18 protein-coding genes and 1 pseudogene are annotated in these 22886 nt (G+C 65.9%); 7 read left to right on the plus strand and 12 right to left on the minus strand.

Annotation, left to right across the window (positions count from 1 at the left end):
• The first annotated feature begins 8 nt into the window (after positions 1-8).
• The 5 genes from E4L98_RS14360 to E4L98_RS14380 all read left to right on the plus strand — a co-directional run bounded on the left by E4L98_RS14360 (position 9) and on the right by E4L98_RS14380 (position 7330).
• On the plus strand, positions 9-1397 hold the full coding sequence (locus E4L98_RS14360) for an aspartate aminotransferase family protein (protein ID WP_135202237.1): 1389 nt from the start codon (positions 9-11) through the stop codon (positions 1395-1397).
• Positions 1398-1408: 11 nt separating this feature from the next.
• Positions 1409-2893 carry an aldehyde dehydrogenase gene (locus E4L98_RS14365; protein ID WP_135202238.1) on the plus strand — a complete coding sequence of 495 codons (1485 nt, stop codon included), beginning with the start codon at positions 1409-1411 and terminating at the stop codon, positions 2891-2893.
• Positions 2894-2904: 11 nt separating this feature from the next.
• Positions 2905-4242 carry a glutamine synthetase family protein gene (locus E4L98_RS14370; protein ID WP_135202300.1) on the plus strand — a complete coding sequence of 446 codons (1338 nt, stop codon included), beginning with the start codon at positions 2905-2907 and terminating at the stop codon, positions 4240-4242.
• 3 nt (positions 4243-4245) lie between these two features.
• Entirely contained in the window at positions 4246-5607 is a 1362-nt protein-coding gene (locus tag E4L98_RS14375; RefSeq protein WP_135202239.1) for an aspartate aminotransferase family protein, read from the plus strand.
• A 160-nt stretch (positions 5608-5767) separates the two neighbouring features.
• On the plus strand, positions 5768-7330 hold the full coding sequence (locus E4L98_RS14380) for a GDSL-type esterase/lipase family protein (protein ID WP_135202240.1): 1563 nt from the start codon (positions 5768-5770) through the stop codon (positions 7328-7330).
• A gap of 20 nt (positions 7331-7350) precedes the next feature.
• Here E4L98_RS14380 and panB read toward each other — a convergent pair whose 3' ends face one another.
• The 6 genes from panB to E4L98_RS14410 form a co-directional block, all read right to left on the minus strand.
• Positions 7351-8229, minus strand: coding sequence for a 3-methyl-2-oxobutanoate hydroxymethyltransferase (gene panB / locus E4L98_RS14385; RefSeq protein ID WP_205746729.1), 879 nt, complete (start codon positions 8227-8229; stop codon positions 7351-7353).
• Positions 8230-8308: 79 nt separating this feature from the next.
• The gene (gene folK, locus E4L98_RS14390) at positions 8309-8770 is read right to left on the minus strand and encodes a 2-amino-4-hydroxy-6-hydroxymethyldihydropteridine diphosphokinase (protein ID WP_229257396.1); all 462 of its coding nucleotides are present in this window, start codon (positions 8768-8770) and stop codon (positions 8309-8311) included.
• A gap of 194 nt (positions 8771-8964) precedes the next feature.
• On the minus strand, positions 8965-10395 hold the full coding sequence (pcnB, locus tag E4L98_RS14395) for a polynucleotide adenylyltransferase PcnB (protein WP_135202242.1): 1431 nt from the start codon (positions 10393-10395) through the stop codon (positions 8965-8967).
• On the minus strand, positions 10388-11059 hold the full coding sequence (locus E4L98_RS14400) for a histidinol-phosphatase (RefSeq protein ID WP_135202243.1): 672 nt from the start codon (positions 11057-11059) through the stop codon (positions 10388-10390). The genes pcnB and E4L98_RS14400 overlap by 8 nt, the downstream gene beginning before the upstream one ends.
• Positions 11059-11745, minus strand: a complete 687-nt coding sequence (gene hda, locus E4L98_RS14405) for a DnaA regulatory inactivator Hda (RefSeq protein ID WP_135202244.1) — start codon at positions 11743-11745, stop codon at positions 11059-11061. The genes E4L98_RS14400 and hda overlap by 1 nt, the downstream gene beginning before the upstream one ends.
• A 45-nt stretch (positions 11746-11790) precedes the next feature.
• On the minus strand, positions 11791-12876 hold the full coding sequence (locus E4L98_RS14410) for an AI-2E family transporter (protein ID WP_135202245.1): 1086 nt from the start codon (positions 12874-12876) through the stop codon (positions 11791-11793).
• 123 nt (positions 12877-12999) lie between these two features.
• On the opposite strand from E4L98_RS14410, the gene purM reads away from it, so the two are divergent.
• On the plus strand, positions 13000-14043 hold the full coding sequence (gene purM / locus E4L98_RS14415) for a phosphoribosylformylglycinamidine cyclo-ligase (protein WP_135202246.1): 1044 nt from the start codon (positions 13000-13002) through the stop codon (positions 14041-14043).
• Between the two features lie 98 nt (positions 14044-14141).
• Complete coding sequence (locus tag E4L98_RS14420) at positions 14142-14735, plus strand: 2OG-Fe(II) oxygenase family protein (RefSeq protein WP_135202247.1); 594 nt, start codon at positions 14142-14144, stop codon at positions 14733-14735.
• 9 nt (positions 14736-14744) lie between these two features.
• Here the strand turns inward: E4L98_RS14420 and E4L98_RS14425 are convergent, their stop codons facing one another.
• From E4L98_RS14425 to E4L98_RS14450, 6 genes and pseudogenes are all read right to left on the minus strand, one after another.
• Entirely contained in the window at positions 14745-15959 is a 1215-nt protein-coding gene (locus E4L98_RS14425; RefSeq protein ID WP_135202248.1) for a 6-phosphofructokinase, read from the minus strand.
• Positions 15960-16005: 46 nt separating this feature from the next.
• Positions 16006-16382, minus strand: a pseudogene (locus tag E4L98_RS31380) (alpha/beta hydrolase family protein); the annotation flags it as partial.
• Positions 16383-16499: 117 nt separating this feature from the next.
• A complete protein-coding gene (locus E4L98_RS14435) occupies positions 16500-16844 on the minus strand; it encodes a hypothetical protein (RefSeq protein WP_135202249.1) in 345 nt (114 codons plus the stop codon).
• On the minus strand, positions 16841-18850 hold the full coding sequence (locus E4L98_RS14440) for an alpha/beta hydrolase family protein (protein ID WP_135202250.1): 2010 nt from the start codon (positions 18848-18850) through the stop codon (positions 16841-16843). Before E4L98_RS14440 ends, E4L98_RS14435 begins: the two co-directional genes overlap by 4 nt.
• Positions 18847-20838: a S9 family peptidase gene (locus E4L98_RS14445; RefSeq protein WP_135202251.1), complete on the minus strand. Its 1992-nt coding sequence runs from the start codon at positions 20836-20838 to the stop codon at positions 18847-18849. Before E4L98_RS14445 ends, E4L98_RS14440 begins: the two co-directional genes overlap by 4 nt.
• Positions 20835-22838 (minus strand): alpha/beta hydrolase family protein, encoded by a 2004-nt coding sequence (locus tag E4L98_RS14450; RefSeq protein WP_135202252.1) that lies wholly within the window; start codon positions 22836-22838, stop codon positions 20835-20837. The genes E4L98_RS14445 and E4L98_RS14450 overlap by 4 nt, the downstream gene beginning before the upstream one ends.
• Positions 22839-22886: the final 48 nt, after the last annotated feature.

A 22886-nucleotide genomic window follows, 5' to 3' on the forward strand; every position in this document is an offset into this window, starting at 1 on the left:
AGGAAGCCATGACCAGCTACGATACCGCCGCCATCCAGAAGCTGGACGCGGCGCATTACATGCATCCGTTCACCGACCACAAGGCGCTGGGCGAAAAAGGCGTGCGCGTGATGGTGCGCGGCGAGGGGATTTATCTTTGGGATTCGGAAGGCAAGAAGATCATCGACGGCATGTCCGGCCTGTGGTGCGTGAACGTCGGCTATGGACGCACCAGCATCTCCAGGGCGGTCTACCAGCAGATGGAGACGCTGCCGTTCTATAACAGCTTCTTCAACACCACCAATGTGCCGGCGGTGCAGCTGGCGGCAAAGCTGGCGCAGATCTCGCCGCCGCAGTTCAACCACGTGTATTTCACCGGCTCCGGCTCGGAAGCCAACGACACCAATGTGCGCATGGCGCGGCGCTACTGGGACGTGCTGGGCTACAAGGACCGGCACACCATCATCAGCCGCCGCAATGCCTACCACGGCAGCACCATGGCCGGCGCTTCGCTGGGTGGCATGGAGGACATGCACGCGCAGGGCGGACTGCCGATTCCGGGCATCGTGCATATCGACCAGCCCAACTATCTGCAGTTCGGCCAGGGCATGACGGAGCAGGCGTTCGGCCTGCAAGCCGCGTCCTGGCTGGAACAGAAGATACTGGAAACGGGAGCGGACAAGGTGGCGGCATTTATCGGCGAGCCGATACAGGGTGCCGGTGGCGTCATCATCCCGCCATCCACCTACTGGCCCGAGATACAGCGCATCTGCGACAAGTACGGCATCCTGCTGATCGCCGACGAGGTGATCTGCGGTTTCGGACGGCTGGGGCGCTGGTTCGCGTCGGAGCTGTTGGGCATGAAGCCGGACCTGATCACCTTCGCCAAGGGTGTGACCTCGGGCTATGTGCCGCTGGGCGGCGTGCTGGTGGGCGACCGCGTGGCCGATGTGCTGATCGAGCAGGGCGGAGAGTTCAACCACGGCTTCACCTATTCCGGCCATCCGGTGGCGTGCGCGGCGGCGCTGGAAAACATCCGCATCATCGAGGATGAAAAGCTGATCGAGCGTGTGACGCAGGAAACCGGCCCTTATCTGAACAGGCGCTTTGCCGAACTGGCCGATCATCCGCTGGTCGGATACGCCAACAGCTGCGGCTTCGTCGCCGGCCTGAACCTGGTGCGCCGCAAGGGCGCCAGCGTGCACGAGAACGAGACGTTCGATCCATCGCTGGCCGTCGGCATGGTGTGCCGCGGCCATATGTTCAACAACGGCATGATCATGCGCGCCGTCGGCGACCGCATGATCATCGCACCGCCACTGATCATGACCACGGCACAGATAGACGAGATGCTGGCGCTGATACGCCATTGTCTCGATCTGACTTACGCCGATGTGAAAGAACGTGGCTGGCTGTAAAGGAGAGCAGGATGACGATCAATTGGCATGACAAGGCCGCTGCCGTGCAGGCCGACGGCCGCGCCGTCATCGACGGCGAACGTGTCTGGGCCAGCTCGGGGCAGCAGTTCGAGAACCTGTCGCCCATCGACGGCCGCAGGCTGGGCATGGTGGCGCGCTGCGACGGCGCCGACGTGGAGCTGGCCGTCACCGCCGCCCGCGCCGCGTTCGAGGACCGGCGCTGGGCGGGCAAGTCGCCGGCGCAGCGCAAGCGGGTGCTGATCAGGTTCGCGGACCTGATGCAGCAGCATGGGCCGGAACTGGCGCTGCTGGAAACGCTGGACATGGGCAAGCCGATCAAATACAGCCAGACCGTGGACGTGGGCGGCGCCGCCAACTGCATCCGCTGGTATGGCGAGGCGATCGACAAGATCTACGACGAGATCGCGCCGACGCCGGCCGACAGCCTGGCCCTGATCACGCGCGAGCCGGTGGGCGTGGTGGCGGCCATCGTGCCGTGGAACTATCCGATGCTGATGGCCGCGTGGAAGATCGCGCCGGCGCTGGCGGCGGGGAACAGCGTGGTGCTCAAACCGTCCGAGAAATCGCCGCTGACTGCGCTGCGGCTGGCGGAACTGGCGCTGGAGGCAGGCGTGCCGCCGGGTGTGTTCAACGTCCTGCCGGGCTACGGTGCGGAAGCCGGCGCCGCGCTGGCGCTGCACATGGATGTGGACTGCATCGGCTTCACCGGTTCCACGCGCGTGGGCAAGCAGATCATCCAGATGGCCGGTCAGTCCAACCTCAAGCGCGCCTGGACCGAGTTGGGCGGCAAGTCGGCCAACATCGTGTGCGCCGATTGTCCCGACCTGGACGCTGCGGTGGCTTCGGCCATTGGCTCCATCTTCTTCAACCAGGGCGAGAGCTGCAACGCGCCATCGCGTTTGTTCGTCGAGGCGTCGATCAAGGACCGCTTCATCGAGAAGGCGCTGGCGATGGTGCCGGCCTATCAGCCCGGCGATCCGCTGGACGAGGGCACCGTCATGGGCGCCATCGTCGACGCCACCCAGCTGAAAACGGTGATGGGCTACATCGAAGCCGGCCGCGCTGGCGGCGCGCGGTTGCTGGCTGGCGGCAGACAGGCGCGCACGGAGACCGGCGGCTATTACGTCGAACCTACCTTGTTCGACCAGGTGAGCAACGACATGACCATCGCCCGCGAAGAGATCTTCGGTCCCGTGCTGTCGGTGCTGAGCTTTACCGACCTGCAGGACGCGGTGCGGCAGGCGAATGCCAGCACCTACGGGCTGCATGCCGCCGTCTGGACCTCGGAGATCAGCAAGGCGATACAGACATCGCGCGCGCTGCGGGCCGGCACCATCCACGTCAACCAGTACGACAACGACGATATCACCGTGCCGTTCGGCGGCTACAAGCAGTCCGGCAATGGCCGCGACAAATCGCTGCACGCCTTCGACAAATACACCGAGTTGAAAACCACATGGATACAGATAGGCTAGCAAACCCCGTGATGCCGCAGGCGCTGCGCGACTTTCTGCGCGAGCGCAATATCCATGAGGTGGAATGCGTGATCGCCGACATGACCGGCATCGCCCGCGGCAAGATCCTGCCCAAGGACCTGTTCCTCAGCGAGGGGCAGATGCGCCTGCCCAAGAGCGTGCTGCTCAACACCGTCAACGGCGAGCAGCCGAACAACACGCCCTATGTCGGCGCCACCGATCCGGACATGATCTGCGTGCCGGACATCGCCACGCTGCGGCAGGTGCCGTGGGCGGCCGAGAATGTCGCGCTGGTGATCCACGACTGTGTCAACTTCGACGGCTCGCCGGTGGACCTGTCGCCGCGCGCGGTACTGCGCAAGGTGCTCAAGCTGTACGAGGACAGCGGCTGGCAGCCGGTGGTGGCGCCGGAGATGGAGTTCTATCTGGTCGCGCGCAGCAGCAACCCGCACGAGCCGCTGGCGCCGCCGCTGGGCCGCAGCGGCAAGACCGAATCGGGACGACAATCGTATTCCATCGACGCGGTCAACGATTTCGATCCGTTCTTCCTGGAGCTGTCGGCCTTCTGCAAGCAGCACGACCTGGGCGTCGAGACGCTGATCCACGAGGCTGGCGCGGGCCAGATGGAAATCAACTTCACGCATGGCGAGGCGCTGGAACTGGCCGACCGCGTGTTCCTGTTCAAGCGCGCGGTGCGCGAGACGGCGCTGCGGCACGGGATCTTCGCCACCTTCATGGCCAAGCCGATGGAGACGGAGCCGGGCAGCGCGATGCACATCCACCAGAGCGTGCTGGATGTGAACAGCGGCCAGAATATCTTCAGCCGGCCGGATGGCGATGCCAGCGACTTGTTCTTCAACTATATCGCGGGACTGGAGAAATACATTCCGGCGGCGACGCTGCTGCTTGCGCCGCATGTGAATTCCTACCGGCGGCTGTCGCGCTTCATGTCGGCGCCGACCAATGTGCATTGGGGCTACGACAACCGCACCTGCGGCATCCGCATTCCCAACTCGGCGCCGGTCAACCGCCGTGTCGAGAACCGCGTGCCGGGCGTGGATGTGAACCCGTATCTGGCCACCGCCGCCACGCTGGCCTGCGGTTATCTCGGCATGACCCAGCGACTGCAACCGTCGGCGCCGATGTCCGGCAGCGCCGAACATGTGCACGACCAGCTGCCGCGCAATCTGGAAGACGCCATCCTGCGTCTGCGCGAATGCCGGCCGCTGAGCGAAATTCTGGGCGAGCTGTTCGTGCAGGCGTTCTGCGAGGTGAAGGAACTGGAATTCGCCACCTACAGCCGCGTGATCAGCTCGTGGGAGCGCGAGCATCTGATGCTGCTGGTGTGAGTCATGGGCACCCGCGACGGCCTGGACCGGCAACGCGTGCAGGCGCTGATGGCGGCGGAGCGCGCCGACTACATCGCCCGTCATCCCGCATCGGCGCGGCTTGCCGCGACAGCAGCGCAGCATCTGCTGTTCGGTGTGCCCATGCACTGGATGAACGACTGGTCGACGCCGTTTCCGCTGACGGTGCGGGAAGCCTCCGGCGCGCGCTTCCGCGATGCGGACGGCCACGAGTACATCGACTTCTGCTTCGGCGACACCGGTGCCATGTTCGGCCACGCGCCGGCGCCGGTGGCGCAGGCCATCTCCCGGCAGGCGACGCGCGGCTACACCGCCATGCTGCCCTCGGAGGATGCCGGCCCGGTGGCGGCCGAACTGTCGCGCCGTTTCGCGCTGCCGTACTGGCAGTTCGCGCTGTCCGCGTCGGATGCCAACCGCTTCGTGCTGCGCTGGCTGCGCGCGGCCACGGGCCGCGACAAGGTACTGGTCTTCAACGGCTGCTATCACGGAACGGTGGATGACGTGTTTGTCGATCTGCGAGGCGGCCTGCCGACACAGCGCGACAGCCTGCTGGGCCAGGTGCACAGGCTCACCGATCACACCGTGGTGGTGGAGTTCAACCACCTGCCGGCGCTGGAAGCCGCGCTGGCGCAGGGCGACATCGCCTGCGTACTGGCCGAGCCGGTGATGACCAACATCGGCATGATCCCGCCGCAGCCGGGTTATTGGGTGGCCGCGCAGGAACTGATCCGGCGTCACGGCGCACTGCTGGTGATCGACGAAACCCACACCATCAGCAGCGGACCCGGAGGCTATGCCCGCGCGCACGGCATGCGGCCGGATGCGCTGGTGATCGGCAAACCGGTCGCCGGCGGGATTCCCTGCGCGGCGTATGGCTTCACGGAAGATCTTGCGCGCCGCGTCGAACGCGCCAAGCGCAGCGCGCCGCCGGGCCACTCCGGCATCGGCACTACGCTCAGCGCCAACATGTTCGCCATGGCCGCCATGCGCGCCAACCTCGAACACGTCATGACCGATGCAGCCTACCGGCACATGTTCGCGCTGGCGAAGCAGCTGGCGGAAGGCTTGCGTGCCGCGATTGCGCGCCGCCGGCTGCCCTGGTGCGTTACCCAGGTCGGCGCCCGTACCGAATTCCAGTTCGCCGCATCGGCGCCGTGTAACGGCAGCGAAGCACACGCCATCATGGACAGCGAACTGGAACAAGTGATCCACCTCTACCTGCTCAACCGCGGCCTGCTGATCACCCCTTTCCACAACATGCTGCTGGTGTGCCCGGACACCACCCCAGGGGACATCAACCGTCTGCTATCGGTATTCGACGCCTGCCTGCACGAGCTCCGGCTCTGAGCCCGATCTGGCAAGTCATCCTCCGATCGGATATGGATGCCATATCCCGATCGAGGTAGCAGGTCAAACATGCGCCGGCCCGTTGGTGCTTTTGCTATTTTGCGGCGCAGACATTTCGACCGGAATGTCATCACCAGCCAACAAACTCCTGGAGAACCGCATGACACTCAGCCTACGCAGCATCCTCTTCGCCTTGCCGCTGCTGGCAAGCGCTGTTGCCCCATCTTCGCAAGCGGCTGCCGCGCCGGTGCCGTGGACCGGCACCTGGGCCGTCACGCCCTGGATCACTGACGACAACGGCTTCCACAACCAGACCATACGCCAGATCGTTCACACCAGCATAGGCGGCACATCGGCGCGCGTTCACTTGTCGAATCGCTTCGGTACGCAACCGGTGGTCATCGGCAGCGCCTACATCGCGCTGCGCGATAGCGAGGCGCGCACCGTGGCCGGCAGCAGCCGCCAGATCCTGTTCGGCGCCAAGGCCGCCGTCACCATTCCGGCCGGCGGCGAGGTGGTAAGCGATGCGGTGGCGTTCGATGTACCGGCGCTGGGCGATGTCGCGGTCAGCCTCTACGTGCCGGGGGACACCGCGCCCCGCGCCACCGGGCATAGCGCTTCGCTGCAGGACGTCTATTTCGCGCCCGGCAATGCCGCCGCCAAGCCCGACATGCCTGGCGTGAGCACCAACTCCGTCAGCGGACAGGCTTACTACTTCCTCACCAACCTGGATGTGCAGAATCCCGCCGCCACCGGCGCCGTCGTGGCCTTCGGCGCATCGATCACCGACGGGCTGGCGTCGCGGCCAAATGCCAACCTGCGCTGGACCAACGACCTGGCGCAGCGTCTGCGGCAGGCCGGCATGACGGTGGGCGTGCTGAATCAGGGCATCAGCGGTAATAACTTTTTCACGGACGGCGCCGGGCAGGCGGGCCGCACGCGCTTCGATCAGGACGTGCTGCGCCAGCCGGGTGTGAAATGGGTCATCGTATCGGACGACGCGGTGAATAATCTGAACAATGCCAACCCGGTGCCGGCCGCCGATCTGATTGCGGTCTACAAGGAATTGAGCAGCGCCGCGCATCTTGCCAAGGTCAAATTCCTGTGCTCGACGCTGACGCCATTTCATGGCACCAATGAATGGACCCAGGCGGCGGAAGACACGCGCGCCCAGCTCAATACCTTCATGACGAGCGCGGACAGCGGCTGTGATGCGGTGGTCGATCAGGCGCAGGCAACCGGCGATCCGGCCGATCCGACCCGCTACCTGTCGCAATACAACTCCGGCGACAGCCTGCATCCCAACGACGCCGGCATGCAGGCGATCGCCGACGCCGTGCCGCTGTCGGCGTTGGCGCCGTTGCCGCCGGTGGCCAAGCCGCAGGAGTGCGGGCAACTGCTGCCCGGCCAGGGTTTGAAGCGCGGCGAAAGACTGTATTCCTGCGATGGCCGCTTCGTGCTCGACCTGCAAAACGATGGCAACCTGGTGATCTACGAAGGCAATGTCCCGCTATGGAACACCCGCACCGAAGGCAGCAGCGCGGCGCAGGTGCTGATGCAGGCCGATGGCAACCTGGTGGAGTATGACGCCATCGGCCGCGTCCTGTGGCAGAGCGGCGTGACCGGCCACCCGGATGCCGAGACCTATCTGCAAAATGACGGCAACTTTGTCACCTACAGCAAAGGCCTGCCGGTCTGGTACACCAACACGTGCTGCCACTAGGAGCCGGCTCTGCCCCGGTCTCAGAAGCAGTGCTCGAGGGCGGGGAAGCTGCCGTCCTTGACGGCGGCGACGTAGGCGCTGAAGGCGGCTTCGATGCTGGTCTGGCCTTCCATGAAGTTTTTCACGAAGCGCGCTTTGCGGCCCGGGAAGACACCCAGCAGGTCGTGCATCACCAGCACCTGGCCGGAGCAGTCCGGACCGGCGCCAATGCCGATGGTGGGAATCGACAGCAGGTCGGTGACTTCCTTGCCCAGGCCCGAGGGGATCGCTTCCAGCACCAGCAGCGAGGCGCCGGCGGCCTGCATCTTCAAGGCGTCGGCTTTCAGCAGGTCGGCGCTTTCGGTGGTCTTGCCCTGCACTTTGTAGCCGCCCAGCTGGTGCACCGATTGCGGTGTCAGGCCCAGGTGGGCGCAGACGGGAACGGCGCGGTCGGTCAGGAATTTGACGGTGTCGGCCAGCCAGGCACCGCCCTCGATCTTGATCATGTGGGCGCCGGCCTGCATCGCGCGCACGGCGTTGGCGTAGGCGCTTTCCGGGGTGCCGTAGGCGCCGAACGGCAGGTCGGCCACGATCATCGCGGACTTGGCGCCGCGCGCCACCGAGGCGGTGTGGTAGACGATGTCGTCGACCGTGACCGGCAGCGTCGATTGGTGGCCGGCGCAGACCATGCCCAGCGAGTCGCCGATCAGCAGGATTTCGACGCCGCAGCGCTCCATCAGCGAGGCGAAGCTGGCGTCGTAGGCGGTCAGCATGGTGATTTTTTCGCCGGCCGCGCGCAATGCGCCCAGGGTGTGGACGGTGACGGCTTTGCTGGCGACCGTTTTGGCCGGTGCAGGTGCGTTGGCAGCGGCAGGCTTTTGGCCCGCGGCCAGTTCGTTTCCTTGCAAGTAACCAGACATGGGATTCCTTTTGTGATGAGGTCAGACGGCGATAGTGTATTCCTGATTGCTATCGCCTGCAGAAAGTCGCTTAGAGGGGCTAGTCGAGGCGGCTGATGGCCTGGTCGGCGACGCCGGCCGCATATTGCTGCGCCGCGCCCTTGCCGGGGATGTGGATGGCCGGGGCGATTTCCAGCAGCGGCACCAGGACGAAGGCGCGCTCGCTCAGGCGCGGATGCGGCACGCTCAGGGTGGGGCTGGCGATCACGGCGTCGCCGTACAGCAGCAGGTCGAGGTCCAGCGTGCGCGGTGCGTTGCGGTAGGGACGTTCGCGGCCGTGCGTCTGTTCGATCGCGTGCAGCGCCCGCAACAGCGCTTGCGCGTCCAGCGTGGTGGCGATGCGGGCGACGGCGTTGATGTAGTCGTCGCCGCTGGAGTCGATCGGCGCGGTGCGGTACAGGCTGGAGGCGGCCATCAGCGTGCAGCCGGGCTGGCGCTGCAGGCGTTCCAGCGCGTCCAGCACGTTGGCGCGCGCGTCGCCGAGGTTGGCGCCGATGCCGATGTAGGCAAGGGTGAAGGCGAACGGCGCCCGTTCTTCGGCGGCGCTGGCCGGGGCGAGGCTGGCGCTGGCGGCGTCGTGGGGCGCGGCGTCAGGAGCGGCCGAGGCAGCTGTGACAGATGCGCCAGCTGCGTCAGGTGCGGCCGGGGCGCCAGACGTATCAGTGATCGCGGTGGACATGATGCGCTGGACGCAGTTCAGTCGGCGCCGCCATCGCCGGCGTGGCCGGCATGGTCTGCGCCGACCTGTGCTCCGCCTTCGCCGCCTTCGTCTGACGCGCCCTCGCCGCGATTGCGGCTACGGCCGCCACGACGCGGGCCGCGTTTGCGTTTGGCGGCACCACCGGCTTCGCCGCGGCCAGGCTGGCTGGCGGAGGAAATCAGTTCTTCGCGCGTGATGTCGTCGCCCTCGTAGAAGGCGGTCCACCAGTCGCCGATCTCGGCGTCGATCTCGCCGGAGGCGCAGCGCAGCAGCAGGAAGTCGTAGCCGGCGCGGAAGCGTTGATGCTCCAGCAGCTTGAACGGCGACTTGCCCTGGCGGCGCTCGAAACGCGGCTGCATCGCCCAGATGTCGCGCATGTCGGAACCGATCTTGCGCTGCAGGGCCAGTTTCTCGGTTTGCGAATCCAGCACGTCGTCGGCCGCCAGGTGCAGCGCCGGGATGGTTTGCTCGCCGGCGGCGCGGTAGGCGTTCCACTTCTCCAGCACCTGGTGCCACAGCAGCGACGCAAACAGAAAGCCCGGCGAGACGGTCTTGCCGGCGTGGATGCGCGCATCGGTGGAGTCCAGCGCCAGGGTCACGAACTTGAATCCCAGCGGCTGCTCCAGCACCACGTCCAGCAGCGGCAGCAGGCCGTGATGCAGGCCTTCCTTGCGCAGCTGCTGCAAACAGGCCAGCGCCTGGCCGCTCATCAGCAGCTTGAGCATTTCATCGAACACGCGCGCGGCGGGCACGTTGTTGATCAGCGGCGCCATCACCTTGATCGGCGCGGCGGTCTCCTGCTCGATGCCGAATCCCAGCTTGGCGGCGAAGCGCACCACGCGCAGCATGCGCACCGGGTCTTCGCGGTAGCGCGCTTCCGGCTGGCCGATGATGCGCAGCGTCTTGGCGCGGATGTCCTCGATGCCGCCATGGTAGTCCAGCACCTGCTGGTTGGCCGGGTTGTAGTACATGGCGTTGATGGTGAAGTCGCGCCGTTCCGCGTCTTCCGCCTGGGTGCCGAAGGTGTTGTCGCGCAGGACGCGGCCATGTTCATCCTTGGGCGCGTTGTCCGAGGTGGTGCCGCGGAAGGTGGTCACTTCCAGCAGGTCCTGGCCGAACATCACGTGCACGATCTGGAAGCGCTTGCCGATGATGAAGGCGCGGCGGAACAGGCGCTTGACCTGCTCCGGCGTGGCGTTGGTGGCGATGTCGAAGTCCTTGGGCTTGACGCCCAGCAGCAGGTCGCGCACGGCGCCGCCGACCACGAAGGCTTCGTAGCCGGCTTCCTGCAGGGTGCTGGTGACGCGCACGGCGTTGTTCGACAGCAGGCGCGGATCGATGCCGTGGGCTTCCGGGCCGAGCACCACCAGCTTGTTGGCATCGCGTCCGCCCTTGCCGAGGATTTTGCGGATCAGTTTCTTAATCATTGAACAGCTCAATAAGTCGCCAGCCTTGTGCGGCGGCGTGCGTTTTCAGTTTTTCATTCGGGTTGGTCGCCACCGGATGGCTGACGATGGACATCAGCGGCAGGTCGTTGTGCGAGTCGCTGTAGAAGTGGACGGTGCCGAAGTCTTCCAGCTTCTTGCCCATCTTTTCCAGCCAGGCCCTGGTGTGCACGATCTTGCCCGGTCCCTGGGTCGGCGTGCCGATCAGGCGGCCGGTCAGCCGGCCGTCGGCGTCGACTTCCGGCATGGCGGCGATCAGGTGCTCCACGCCCAGCGCCCTGGCGATCGGCGCGGTGACGAAATGGTTGGTGGCGGTGACGATGGCCACCAGGTCGCCCTGGTCGATGTGCTGTTTCAGCAGCGCCAGGGCGGCCGGACGGATCGCCGGCGCCACCACTTCCTCCATGTACTGCGCCTGCATCGCTGCCAGTTTTTCGGGCGCGAAGCCGGCCAGGGTGCCGAGCGTGAACTCCAGATATTCTACCGGATCGAGCGTGCCGGCCTGGTATTGGGCGAAGAAGTCCTTGTTGCGGCGGTCGAATTCGACGGCGTCCACGGCGCCGATGCGCACCAGGAACTGGCCCCATTCGTAGTCGGAGTCGATGGGCAGCAGGGTGTGGTCGAGGTCAAAGAGGGCGAGATTCATTATTCTTTCGCTTCCGCCTGCAGCCACTCGCGCAGCAGCGGCAGAGTGATCGGGCGTTGGGTTTCAAGGGAATACTGGTCCAGCGAATCGAGGATGTCGGACAGCGACCGCATGTCGCGCTGGAAGTGAGACAGCAAATAGGGTATCACGCCGGCCGACAGCGTCAAGCCGCGGGCCGCCGCCGCCGCCGCCAGCGCGGCGCTTTTCTCGTCGTCGGTCAGGCCGTGGATCTGGTAGATCAGGCCCCAGCCCATGCGCGTGCGCAGGTCTTCGCGCACCGGCAGCACGGCCGGCGCCACATTGCCGCTGCAGACCATCCAGGCGTTGTTGGCGCGGATTTCGTTGAACAGGGCGAAGGCGTCGATCTGCGCCAGCGGCGACAGCTTCTCGCAGTCGTCCAGCAGGTACAGGTCCACCTCCGGCGAATACACGAATTCGGACTCGATCGAGAACGGCGAGATATAGCGCGCGCGCGTCTGTTCGGCCTCGCCGCCGGCGCTGGCCAGGGCTTTCAGCAGGTGCGATTTGCCGACGCCGACCGCGCCCCACAGGTAGGCGAAGTGCTCGCGCGAGGTACGGGCGGCGAATTGCGCCAGCAGCGCTGCCGCTTCGGCATTCTGTCCGACCTCGAACGAAGCGAGGCTGTGCGTTGGTTCCGCGCCTAAATCGAGCACCAGCTGCTTCATGGCGTTCGCCCTGTGGTCTTTTGCATAATGTTTATCTGTTTCACATCACGCATTATAGAAGCTGCTGCTCAGGTAGTGGCGCCTGAGGTGCTTGAAGGCCACCATCAGCACCGCCGACGCGGGCAGCGCCAGCAGCACGCCGACGAAGCCGAACAGCTGGCCGAACGCCAGCAGGGCGAAGATCACCGCCAGCGGATTCAGGCCGATGCGCTCGCCCACCAGGCGCGGCGTCAGGAAGAAGCCTTCCAGCACCTGGCCGCAGCCGTAGATGATGGCCACCGCGATCACGCCGCTCCAGTCGCTGAACTGCAGCACCGCCGAAATCAGCGCCAGCACCAGGCCCAGGCCGAAACCCAGGTAGGGGATGAACACCAGCAGGCCGGTGATGATCCCCACCGGCAGGGCCACGTCGAAACCGGCGATGCCCAGCGCGGCCGAATAGTAAATCGCCAGCACCAGCATCACCAGCAGCTGGCCGCGCAGGTACTGCGCCAGCAGGGTGTCGACTTCGCGCGCCATGCCCAGGGTGGCGCCGATGTAGCGGCGCGGCACGCAGGCGGCGATGCGCGCCAGCATGGCGTGCCAGTCCAGCAGCAGGTAGAACAGCACCACCGGGATCAACGTCAGCGTGGCCAGCCAGCCCAGCACCGCGGTGCCGCCGACGCGCGCCGAATTCAGCGCGGCGGCCCAGATGGCGTCGCCGCTGGCGGACAGCTGCTCGGACGCCATTTGCTTGATGCCGGCGCTGTCCAGGCGCACGTTCAGACCCAGGTCGCGCAGTTTCGGCGCCAGCAGGTCGTTGGCCTTGGCCAGAAAGGCCGGGATCTGCGCCTGCAGCAGCGGGATTTCCTTCTGCAGCACCGGCACCACGATCAGCACCAGGGTGGTGATGGCGGCAAAGAACAGCATTACCACGATGGTCACCGACAGCGGCCGCGGCATGCTCACGCGGCGGCCGAAGCGGATGCGGTCCAGGCGGTCCACGCCGGGATTCAGCGCGTAGGCGAAGATGGCGGCCGCCAGGAACGGCGTCAGCACCGGCCCGAGGGTGACCAGAAGGAACAGGAATGCCGCCCACACCGCCAGCCAGAATGCCGTCTGCTTTTGCTCTAACGTGAGGGGAAATGGCATGGAGGGATGAATTCGATGGTTAAAAAGGCGGTTGGACGGGGCAATTTTGATAAAATAGCGGATCGACCGGGTCAAAAACTGGTCTCCGCCTTCTATTTTACCGCCTCCGCTGCGAAATACACCATGAGCCAAACTTCTAATGTTTCCCTGTCCTACCGTGACGCCGGCGTCGACATCGATGCGGGCGACGCCCTCGTCGAAGCGATCAAGCCCTATGCCAAGCGCACCATGCGCGAAGGCGTGCTGGCCGGTCTGGGCGGTTTCGGTGCGATGTTCGAGATCAGCAAAAAGTACAAGGAGCCGGTGCTGGTGTCCGGCACCGACGGCGTGGGCACCAAGCTGAAACTGGCGTTTGAGCTGAACCGTCACGACACCGTGGGCATCGACCTGGTGGCGATGAGCGTCAACGACATCCTGGTGCAGGGCGCCGAGCCGCTGTTCTTCCTCGACTACTTCGCCTGCGGCAAGCTGGATGTGGCCACCGCGACCAACGTCATCAAGGGTATCGCCCAGGGCTGCGAACAGGCCGGCTGCGCGCTGATCGGCGGCGAAACGGCGGAAATGCCGTCGATGTACCCGGACGGCGAATACGACCTGGCCGGCTTCGCGGTCGGTGCAGTAGAAAAATCGCAGATCATCGACGGCACCAGGATTGCGCCGGGCGACGTGGTGCTGGGCCTGGCCTCGTCGGGCGTGCACTCGAACGGTTACTCGCTGGTGCGCAAGATCATCGAAGTGTCCAAGCCGGACCTGAACGCCGACTTCCACGGCCGTCCGCTGGCCGACGTGCTGATGGCGCCGACCCGTATCTACGTCAAGCCGCTGCTGGCGCTGATGCAGAAGCTGGAAGTGAAGGGCATGGTGCACATCACCGGCGGCGGCCTGGTGGAAAACATCCCGCGCGTGCTGCAGCCTGGCCTGGTGGCCGAGCTGGATTCCAAGGCGTGGACCCTGCCGCCGCTGTTCCAGTGGCTGCAGCAGCACGGCGGCGTGGCCGACGCCGAAATGCACCGCGTGTTCAACTGCGGCATCGGCATGACCGTGATCGTCGCGCAGGACAACGCGGCGGCGGCGATCGCCGAGCTGGAAGCGGCCGGCGAAACCGTCTACACCATCGGCAAGATCCGCGCCCGCGTGGGCGAAGAGCACCAGACCATCGTGGTCTGATCCTCCGCATTTTGAAGTAAGCGTTTCGGCGCCGGGCCGCTTCTTCCCGGCGCGGCGGCGGCCGATGATGAGTCAACTGAACTTTTTCGGAGCTCATCATGAACACCGCCGCACTGCGCGCCCCCGCCCCTGCCACGCGCACCGACAGCGACATCGGCGGCCAGCTGGCCTTCATGATCGACAACGTGATCAGCGATGAAGCCAGCCGCGCCATGATCGCCGTCGGCGAGCACTTCGGCTACCGCAACGACGCCCCCGGCATGCGCATGAACCAGGCCATGCACTGGATGGCCGATGAAGCGCCGATGGCGCAAATTTTCAAGGTCATCGGTCCCCTGCTGCCGCAGGAACTGCATGGCAAGAAGCTGCAACCGCGCCTGAGCCAGCGCATCGACATGTACAAATACCGCAAGGGCGACGTATTCAACCGCCACATCGACGGCATCTGGCCCGGCTACGGCGGCCCTACCGTGGACGTGACATCGAGGGCCGGCGCGGCGCTGTTCTTCCAGCACGGCTTCAGCCTCGATTCGGTGATGCACATGGGGACCGAAGTGACCAGTGACGCGCCGAAATACGTGGCGCGCATCGACGTGCTGTACGACCCGATCCGGGGTCAGTTCTGCCAATCGCACACAAGCTCTACCGTAGCGTGCGCTACGGTAGAGCTTGTGTGCGATTGGCAGAACTGACCCCGGATTTCAGCGCTTGAGGATTTTTTCGACCGGGGCGGGACGCAGGCGGTAGGCGTCGGGCATGCCGGCGCCCAGCAGCGGACGCAGGTAGAGGCGGAAGGCGTCGGTGACGTCGGTGCCGCTGGCGCTGATGAACGCATCCTCCATGACGCGGGTCTTGCCGGCCACGGCGTCCAGCGGCAGCAGTTCGTAGTCGACCGAGTAGTAGCCGGTGCGCTTGATCGCCACCGAGCCGTCGCGCTCGCCCCACATGGCGAATTGCACCGCCTTTTCGCCGACCTCGCGCGCTTCGCGCTGGTCGACGTCGGAGACGCAGCCGATGAAGGAGCGCTGCAGGTAGCCGAAGGTGTCGCCGCGCACGCGTTTGATGCCGAGCCGGCTTTTGATTTCGTCGCACAGCAGGTCGGCCAGCGCGCCGGTGCCTGACAGCTGGACGTTGCCGTGCGCGTCGCGTTCGACTTCCTTCGCCAGCAGCGTGGCGATGGCGGCGCCGGAGGCGTCGTGGATGCCTTCCGAGACGGCGATCACGCAGCGGCCGTAGCGCTCATAAGTGGCTTTGACGTCGGCCAGGAAGCGCTCCAGCGAGAACACCCGCTCCGGCAGGTAGATCAGGTGCGGGCCGTCGTCCGGGAATTTCTTGCCCAGCGCGGCGGCCGCGGTCAGGAAGCCGGCATGCCGGCCCATCACCACGCCGACATAGACGCCGGGCAGCGAGGCGTTGTCGAGGTTGGCGCCGGCAAACGCCTGCGCCACGAAGCGCGCCGCCGACGGGAAGCCGGGCGTGTGGTCGTTGCCGACCAGGTCGTTGTCGATGGTCTTGGGGATGTGCAGGCAGCGCAGCGGGTAGCCGGCCGCCCGCGCCTGCTCGCTGACGATGCGCACGGTGTCGGACGAGTCGTTGCCGCCGATGTAGTAGAACTGCTCGATCTGGTGCGCGCGCAGCACCTTGAAGATTTCCTGGCAGTAGGCTTGATCGGGCTTGTCGCGCGTGGAACCCAGCGCCGAGGAGGGCGTGGCGGCCACTTGTTCCAGGTTGTTGCTGGTCTCGCGCGTGAGGTCGACCAGGTCTTCGTTGACGATGCCGCGCACGCCGTGCAGCGCGCCGTACACGCGCGTACAGTCGCGGAAGCGGCGCGCCTCCAGCACCACGCCGGCCAGCGACTGGTTGATCACGGCGGTCGGACCGCCTCCCTGTGCGACCAGAATCTTTCCAGATGACATGCTCGCTCCTCCATGGTGGGCTGATGCGCCCACTATAGCGCGATCTTCACGGCTTGCCGATATGCTGGTCGAGGAACTTTTCCACCCGGCCCCAGAAATCGAAGCGGTTTTTTGGCAGCGCCCAGCCGTGGCCTTCCTCCGGATATTCATCCACTCGACGTCCGGGTTGTGGGCTTTGACCGCCTCGTAGAACTTGAGGCCGTGATTGCGCGGGACGCGCACATCGGCGCCGCCATAGGCCATCAGCAGCGGACGGCGGATGAGCGCGGCCTGCAACAGCGGCGAGGTGGCACGCAACTGCTCGGCATCCTTGACCGGGTCGCCGATCAGCGCCGGCATGCCGTACTGTTTCTACTCGTCGGACAGGTCGGAACGGTAGAACCAGCCGCCGTCGTACATCAGTTTGATGTTGGTGACGCCGGCCCGACGCCACCAGCACCCAGGCGGTTTCCGGCCGCGTCGGCGGGGAGGGATCGAACCAGACCGCACCTTCCGCATCGCCGCGGATGCGGGCGCCCAGCAGGCGCTGTTTGCTGATGATCAGCTGGCATCGGTGTCCTGCGCGCCGGCCTGCTCCAGCATATAGGTGGGCCGGGGCAGCGGCTCGCGGTTGTCGTCCGGGCTGCGGAAGAATTCGTTGCGGCGCAGGGCCAATTGGCGGAAGTGCTTGCCGTCGCGATCGACCGCATACAGGCCGGGCACAAAGCGGACGTCGCGCCGGCCGGCCGTCTTGTCCACCGTGCCGAACAGCAGGCGCTCGTTGTTGACCCATTGCGCCTGGCCGCTATCGGTGTCGTTGAACCGCGCCACCATCCTGGCGCTGAGGTCGTTCAAGTCCACCACCGCCAGCAGCACGGCCGCCAGCAGGCGGCGAGCGGAAATCAATGGGTTGCTCCTATGTGCAGATCGAGGAATCGCTCGACGCGGGTCCAGAAATCGATGCGGTTCTGCGGCAGGCGCCAGCCGTGGCCTTCTTTCGGATACACGATCCATTCGACGTTCGGGTTGCCGGCCTTGACGGCGGCCAGGAATTTCTCGCCGTGATACAGCGGCACGCGCTGGTCGTCGCCGCCATAGGCCAGCAGCAGCGGCTGCTTGATGCGGGCGGCCTGCGCCAGCGGCGAGGTGGCCTCCAGCTGCGCGGCGTCGCGCTCCAGGTCGCCGATCAGTACCGGCATGCCGTAGGTTTTCCAGTGGTCGCTGAGGTCGGATTCGGCGCTCCAGCTGCCGGTGTACATCAGCTTGATGTCGGTGACGCCGGCCCAGTCAACCCCGCATTTGTACAGGTCGGGATCGTTGACCAGCCCCATCAGCGTGGCATAGCCGCCATAGCTGGCGCCGGCGATGCAGATGCGCCGGCGGTCGGCATAGCCCCGGGCGGCGGCCCAGCGCGCGCCGTCGGCGATGTCGTCCTGCATCTTCAGGCCCCATTGTTTCCAGCCGGCCTGGAAGTGCTGCCAGCCGTAGCCGGTGCTGCCGCGGTAGGCCGGCTCGATCACCAGGTAGCCGCGCGAGGCGAGGAACTGGGCGTCGGCGCTCCAGCCCCAGTCGCTGCCGTGCACATACGGACCGCCGTGCACCAGCATGACCAGCGGCAGGTTCTGTTTGCCGGCGCCGCGCGGCCAGGTGATCAGGGCCGGAATGCGCATGCCGTCGCGCGCCGGGTAGCGCACCAGCTCCTGGCGGCCCATCTGCGCCGGGTCGATGGCCTCGCGGGTGGCGCCCACCTTGATCAGTTTGCCCGTTTCCGTGTTGTAGACCAGGTAGACCGTCGGCTGCACGTCGGAGTAGCTGGCCACCAGCACCCACGGCGTCTGCGGCCGCCGCGGCAGGACGATGACGTTGGCCAGCCCCGGCAGCAGGGCATCGACCTTGGCCTGCAGCGCCTTGCCCTCGGCATCCAGCCAGGCCACGCCCGCGACGTCGGCGCTGTAGGCGATCCCGGCCAGCTTGTTGTCGCGCACGATAAGGTTGGCGCTGGGGGCGCTGGTCATGTCCGGCAGATAGTCGTAGTCGTCCAGGCCGACCAGCGCATCGGCCGCCAGCTGCCGTCTGGCCAGATCGTAGCGGTAGAGCGCGCTTTTGTCGCCGTTGGCGCGCGCCGCCACATACAGTGCGCCGTCGGGACCGAAGCCGACCGGGCTGAAGGTGTGGCCGATGTAGGGCTCGCTCTCGAGCAGCTGGTGCCAGCTGTCGCCCTCGCGCACATACACCCTATGCCTTTTGCCGAGGTCGTTGATGGCCAGGCGCGGTTCGCCTTGCTGATCGAGCAGCCAGCCGCTGGCCTGGCCTGGACCGCTGAGCGCGGTGGTGCGGCCAGTCACCGTGTTCAGGCGCAGCAGCGTGACATTGGTCACTTCGCTGTAGTTGGCGTTGTACTGCGGCTTGACCACGTAGACGTCGTCGCTGTCCTGGCGGCCCGGCTGGCCGAGCAGGTAGTGATTCCAGTCCAGCAGTTTCTGCTGCAGGTGGCTGCCGGTCTCGCTGTCGCCACCCTGCTGGAAAATGGTCTTGCTGAGCTGGCGATAGCCGCTGCCATCGCGGTTGACGGCAAACAGGCCGGGCGCGTGCAGGTCGTCGCTGTAGGTGACGCGGCGGTCGTAGCCATTGAACACCAGCCGGTTGTCGTTGACCCATTCGAAATAGGCGACGTCGGCATCGCCGAACATGGCCGCCACTTTGACGCTCATGTCGTTCAGGTCGACCACCGACAGGCGGTCGCGCTCGCCCGGCAGCGAGACGCGCGCCGCCAGATAGCGGCCACTGGGCGACAGTCTGGGATTGGCAAAGCGGCTGTTCTCGAAGAAGGCCGAGACTGGCGGCAGCGGCGCCGCCGTGGCCGTGACGGTGGCTGCCAGCAGGGTCGCGGCGAGTATGCGTGCGCGATTCATTGCACCTGTCTGCCGATGTGCTGATCGAGGAACTTTTCCACCCGGCTCCAGAAATCCACGCGGTTTTGCGGCAGATACCAGCCGTGGCCCTCGTCCGCATAGAACACCCATTCGACCGCCGGATTGTTTTTGCTCACCGCATCTTTGAACGCGGTGCCGTGCACGATGGGCACCGTGGTGTCGGCGCCGCCGTGGGCCAGCAGCAGCGGCTGCCGGATGCGCGCCGCCTGCTGCAGCGGCGAGGTGGCCGCCAACTGCGCGGCGTCGGCGCCGATCAGCACCGGAAAGCCGAACTTGTCGAAGGCGCCGCCGGTGGACCAGGTCGACTCGCTGGACCAGTGGCCATTTTTCAGGATGTTGAGGTCGGTGACGCCGGCCCAGGCCACGCCGCATTGGTAGAGGTCGGGATCGTTGACCAGTCCCATCAGCGTGGCATAGCCGCCATAGCTGGCGCCGGCGATGCAGATGCGTTTGCCGTCGGCGATGCCCTGGGCGATGGCCCAGCGCGCGCCGTCGGCGACGTCGTTCTGCATCTTCAAGCCCCATTGCTGCCAGCCGGCGTGGAACAGCGCATAGCCGTAGCCGGTGCTGCCGCGGAATTCCGGTTCCAGCACCGCGTAGCCGCGCGAGGCCAGGAACTGCACTTCCGCATCCCAGTCCCAGTGCACACCGCGTACCCACGGACCGCCATGCACCAGCACCACCATCGGTAGCTGCTTGCCGCTGCTGGCCTTGGGCGTGGTCAGGTAGGCCGGAATCTCGAGACCGTCGCGCGCCTTGTAGCGCACCATGGCCTTGTTGGACATCAGCTCGGGCGCGATGGCCGGATGCGACGCGCCCAGCATGCTCAGGCTGCGCGTCTCGGTGTTGTACAGCCGGTAGACCGGCGGTTGCAGGTCCGAGCTGGACACCACCACCACGTACGGCACGGCCGGCCGCAGCGGCGTACTGAGCATGTTGTTGGTGGCCGGCAGCAAGGCATCGACAGCCTGCTGCACCGCCTTCATGTGGGCATCGACCCACCAGGTGCCCTTGGCATCGACCTCGTAGGTATAGCCCTGCACCTTGTCCTTGTCGTAGACCAGCTCGCCCTGGAAGTCGTAGCCGGGCGTGCTGATGGCGGGTTTGTCGCTGAGCTTGCGATTGGCGATGTCATAGGTGTACAGCGCGGCGGCCCCCTGCAGGCCGGTGCGCACGAACAGCGTGCCGTCCGGGCCGAAGGCTTCCGGATCGAAGTTGTCCTTGCTGTTGGGGTAGAGCGCGAAGCTGGCCAGCTGGGCCCAGGGTTGCTGCTCGTTGTCGCGGTGGTAGATGATTTGCCGGTTGTCGCGGTACGCCACGGCGATGCGCGGATTGCCCTGACGGTCGACCACCCAATCCATGGTGTCGGCCGGGTGGCCGTAGACCTTGTATTTGCCGGTGACCGAATTCAGCCGCAGCAGGGCGATCTGGTTCATCCAGCCGGTGCCGGCGTATTCGTACTGGGTTACCAGGATGTCGTCGCTGTCCAGGTTGCCGATGCCGCCGTACATGAAGGTATTCCATGGCAGCAGCCGGTTTTCCAGCTTGCCGATCCCGTCATTGATGTTGCTGTCGCGGCGCACCAGCTGGCGCAGGCCGCTGCCGTCGGCGTTGACGGCCCACAGGCCGGGACCCCAGCGGGTGTCGCCCCGCGGCACGCCCAGGTCGGCGACGTTGAAGGCCAGGCGCTGGTCATTGATCCAGTGATAGCGCGAGACGTCGGCGTCGTCGAAGGCGGCCACCACCCTGGTCTTGCGGGTGGCGCTGTCGACCACCGCCAGACGCACGCGCCCGGTCTTGCCGGCCACCTTGATGGCCACCTGGCGGCCGTCCGGCGAGATGCGCGGATCGCTGAAGCTGGCATTGTCGAAGAAGGCGGCGAGCGGCACCGAGGCCGGCGTGGTCTGGGCGCGCGCCGGCACGACGGCCAGCGCGGCAAGCACCGTCACTACGGGAAGCAATTTCATGGCGCGCTACCGATGTTTTTATCCAGGAATTTCTCGACCCGGCTCCACCAGTCGATGCGGTTTTTCGGCAGTTTCCAGCCGTGCCCCTCGTCTTCGTACTGCACCCATTCGACGTTGGGATTGGTCTGCTTGACGGTCTGGTAGAACCTGCTGCCCTGCGGCAGCGGCACCACGGTGTCGGCGGTGCCGTAGCCCATCAGCAGCGGCTGCGTGATGCGCGCCGCCTGTTGCTGCGGCGAGGTGGCTTTCAGTTGTTCCGCATCCTTGTCCTTGTCGGCGACCAGTTGCGGCATGCCGTACTGTTTCCACTCTTCCGCCAGGTCGGAGGTATAGAACCAGTAGCCGTCGCGCCATTGCTCGAGGTCGGTCTGGCCGGCCCATTCGACGCCGCACTTGTACAGCTCGGGATCGCGGATCAGACCCATCAGGGTGGCATAGCCGCCGTAGGCCGCGCCGGCGATGCAGATGCGCTTGCTGTCGGCATAGCCCTGGGCGATGGCCCAGCGCGTGCCGTCGGCCAGGTCGTCCTGCATCTTCAGGCCCCACTGCTTCCAGCCGGCCTTGAAGTGCTTGCTGCCGAAGCCGGTGCTGCCGCGGTATTCCGGCTCCAGCACGGCATAGCCGCGCGAGGCCAGGAACTGCACCGCCGGGTTCCAGCCCCAGCTGCCGCCGCGCGCGTACGGGCCGTCGTGCACCAGCACCACCATCGGCAGGTTCTTGCCCGGACCTTGCGGCAGGGTCAGCCAGGCGGGAATGTCGAGGCCGTCGCGCGCCTTGTAGTGCACCAGCTGCTGCTGGGCCATCTGCTCCGGCTTGATCTGCGGCCGCGATGCGCCGACCATGGTCAGCTTCTGCGTCTCGCTGTTGTACAGCATCAGGCGGCGCGGCGAGATATCGGAAAATGCGGTCACCAGCACCCATGGCGATTCCGGCCTGGCGGGCAGGGTGATCAGGTTCACGGTGTTGGGCAGCAGTTCGTCGACCTTGGCCTGCATGGCCTTCATGCCGGGATCGATCCAGGTGGTGCCGATGGCGTCGGTCAGGTGGCGCACGCCCAGCAGCTTGTTCTGATTCATGATCAGCGCGCCGCGGAAGTCGTAGCCGTCCAGCTTGACCAGCGGCTGGTCGGAGAGCTTGTTGGTGTTGAGGTCGTAGGTGTACACCGCCGACAGGTCGTTTTTCCAGGCCACCACGTACAGGGTGCCGTCGGGACCGAAGGCCAGCGGACGGAAATTGCCGCCGCGGCCGGTGTACTGTTCGAAGTCGGTCAGCTTGCGCCAGGCCTTGGTGGCCGGGTCGCGGTAATGGACGCTGATGGTGCCTTGGTCCTTGGTCAGCGTCAGGCGCGGCTCGCCCTTGGCGTCCAGCATCCACCAGCTGCTGTCGCCGGGACGGTCGACGATGCCGGCGGTGCGGCCGGTGACCGTGTTCAGGCGCACCAGGTCGACGTGATCGATCACGCCGTGGCCCCGGTAGTCCTTGTCGACGACGTAGATGTAGTCGGAATCCTGCGCGCCCGGCTGGTTCAGCAGATAGGTATGCCACGGCAGCAGCTCGCGCTGCAGGCCCATGCTGCCATTGGTGATGAAGGGTTTGCCGTCACGCATGGCCAGCTGGCGGAAGCCGCTGCCGTCGCGGTTGATGGCGTACAGGCCCGGCGCGTAGCGCATGTCACCGAAGGCCTTGTCCTTTTCGGCGGCCGTGAACACCAGGCGCTGGTCGTTGACCCACTCGTAGACGCCGATATCGGCATCGGAGAAATTGCCCACCACCTTGATGGCGTTGGTGTTCAGATCCACCACGCCCAACATGTCGCGCTTGCCCTGGCCGCCGAGGCGCACGGCCAGGAATTTGCCGCTCGGCGACAGCACCGCATCGCTGAAGTCGGGATTGTTGAAGAAGTCGGCAATCGGCGGCGGCAGCAGCGCGGCGCCGGCGGCATGGCCGCAGACTAGCGCGCCAGCCAGGGCCACGGCACGCAGAAGGGTATGGGTCCGCATATGCAAGTTGCGAAATTAGTAACTAGTGCACAATAGCATCAAGTTATC

The organism is Duganella callida, from assembly GCF_004614165.1.
In the GTDB taxonomy this organism is placed as follows: domain Bacteria; phylum Pseudomonadota; class Gammaproteobacteria; order Burkholderiales; family Burkholderiaceae_D; genus Rugamonas; species Rugamonas callida.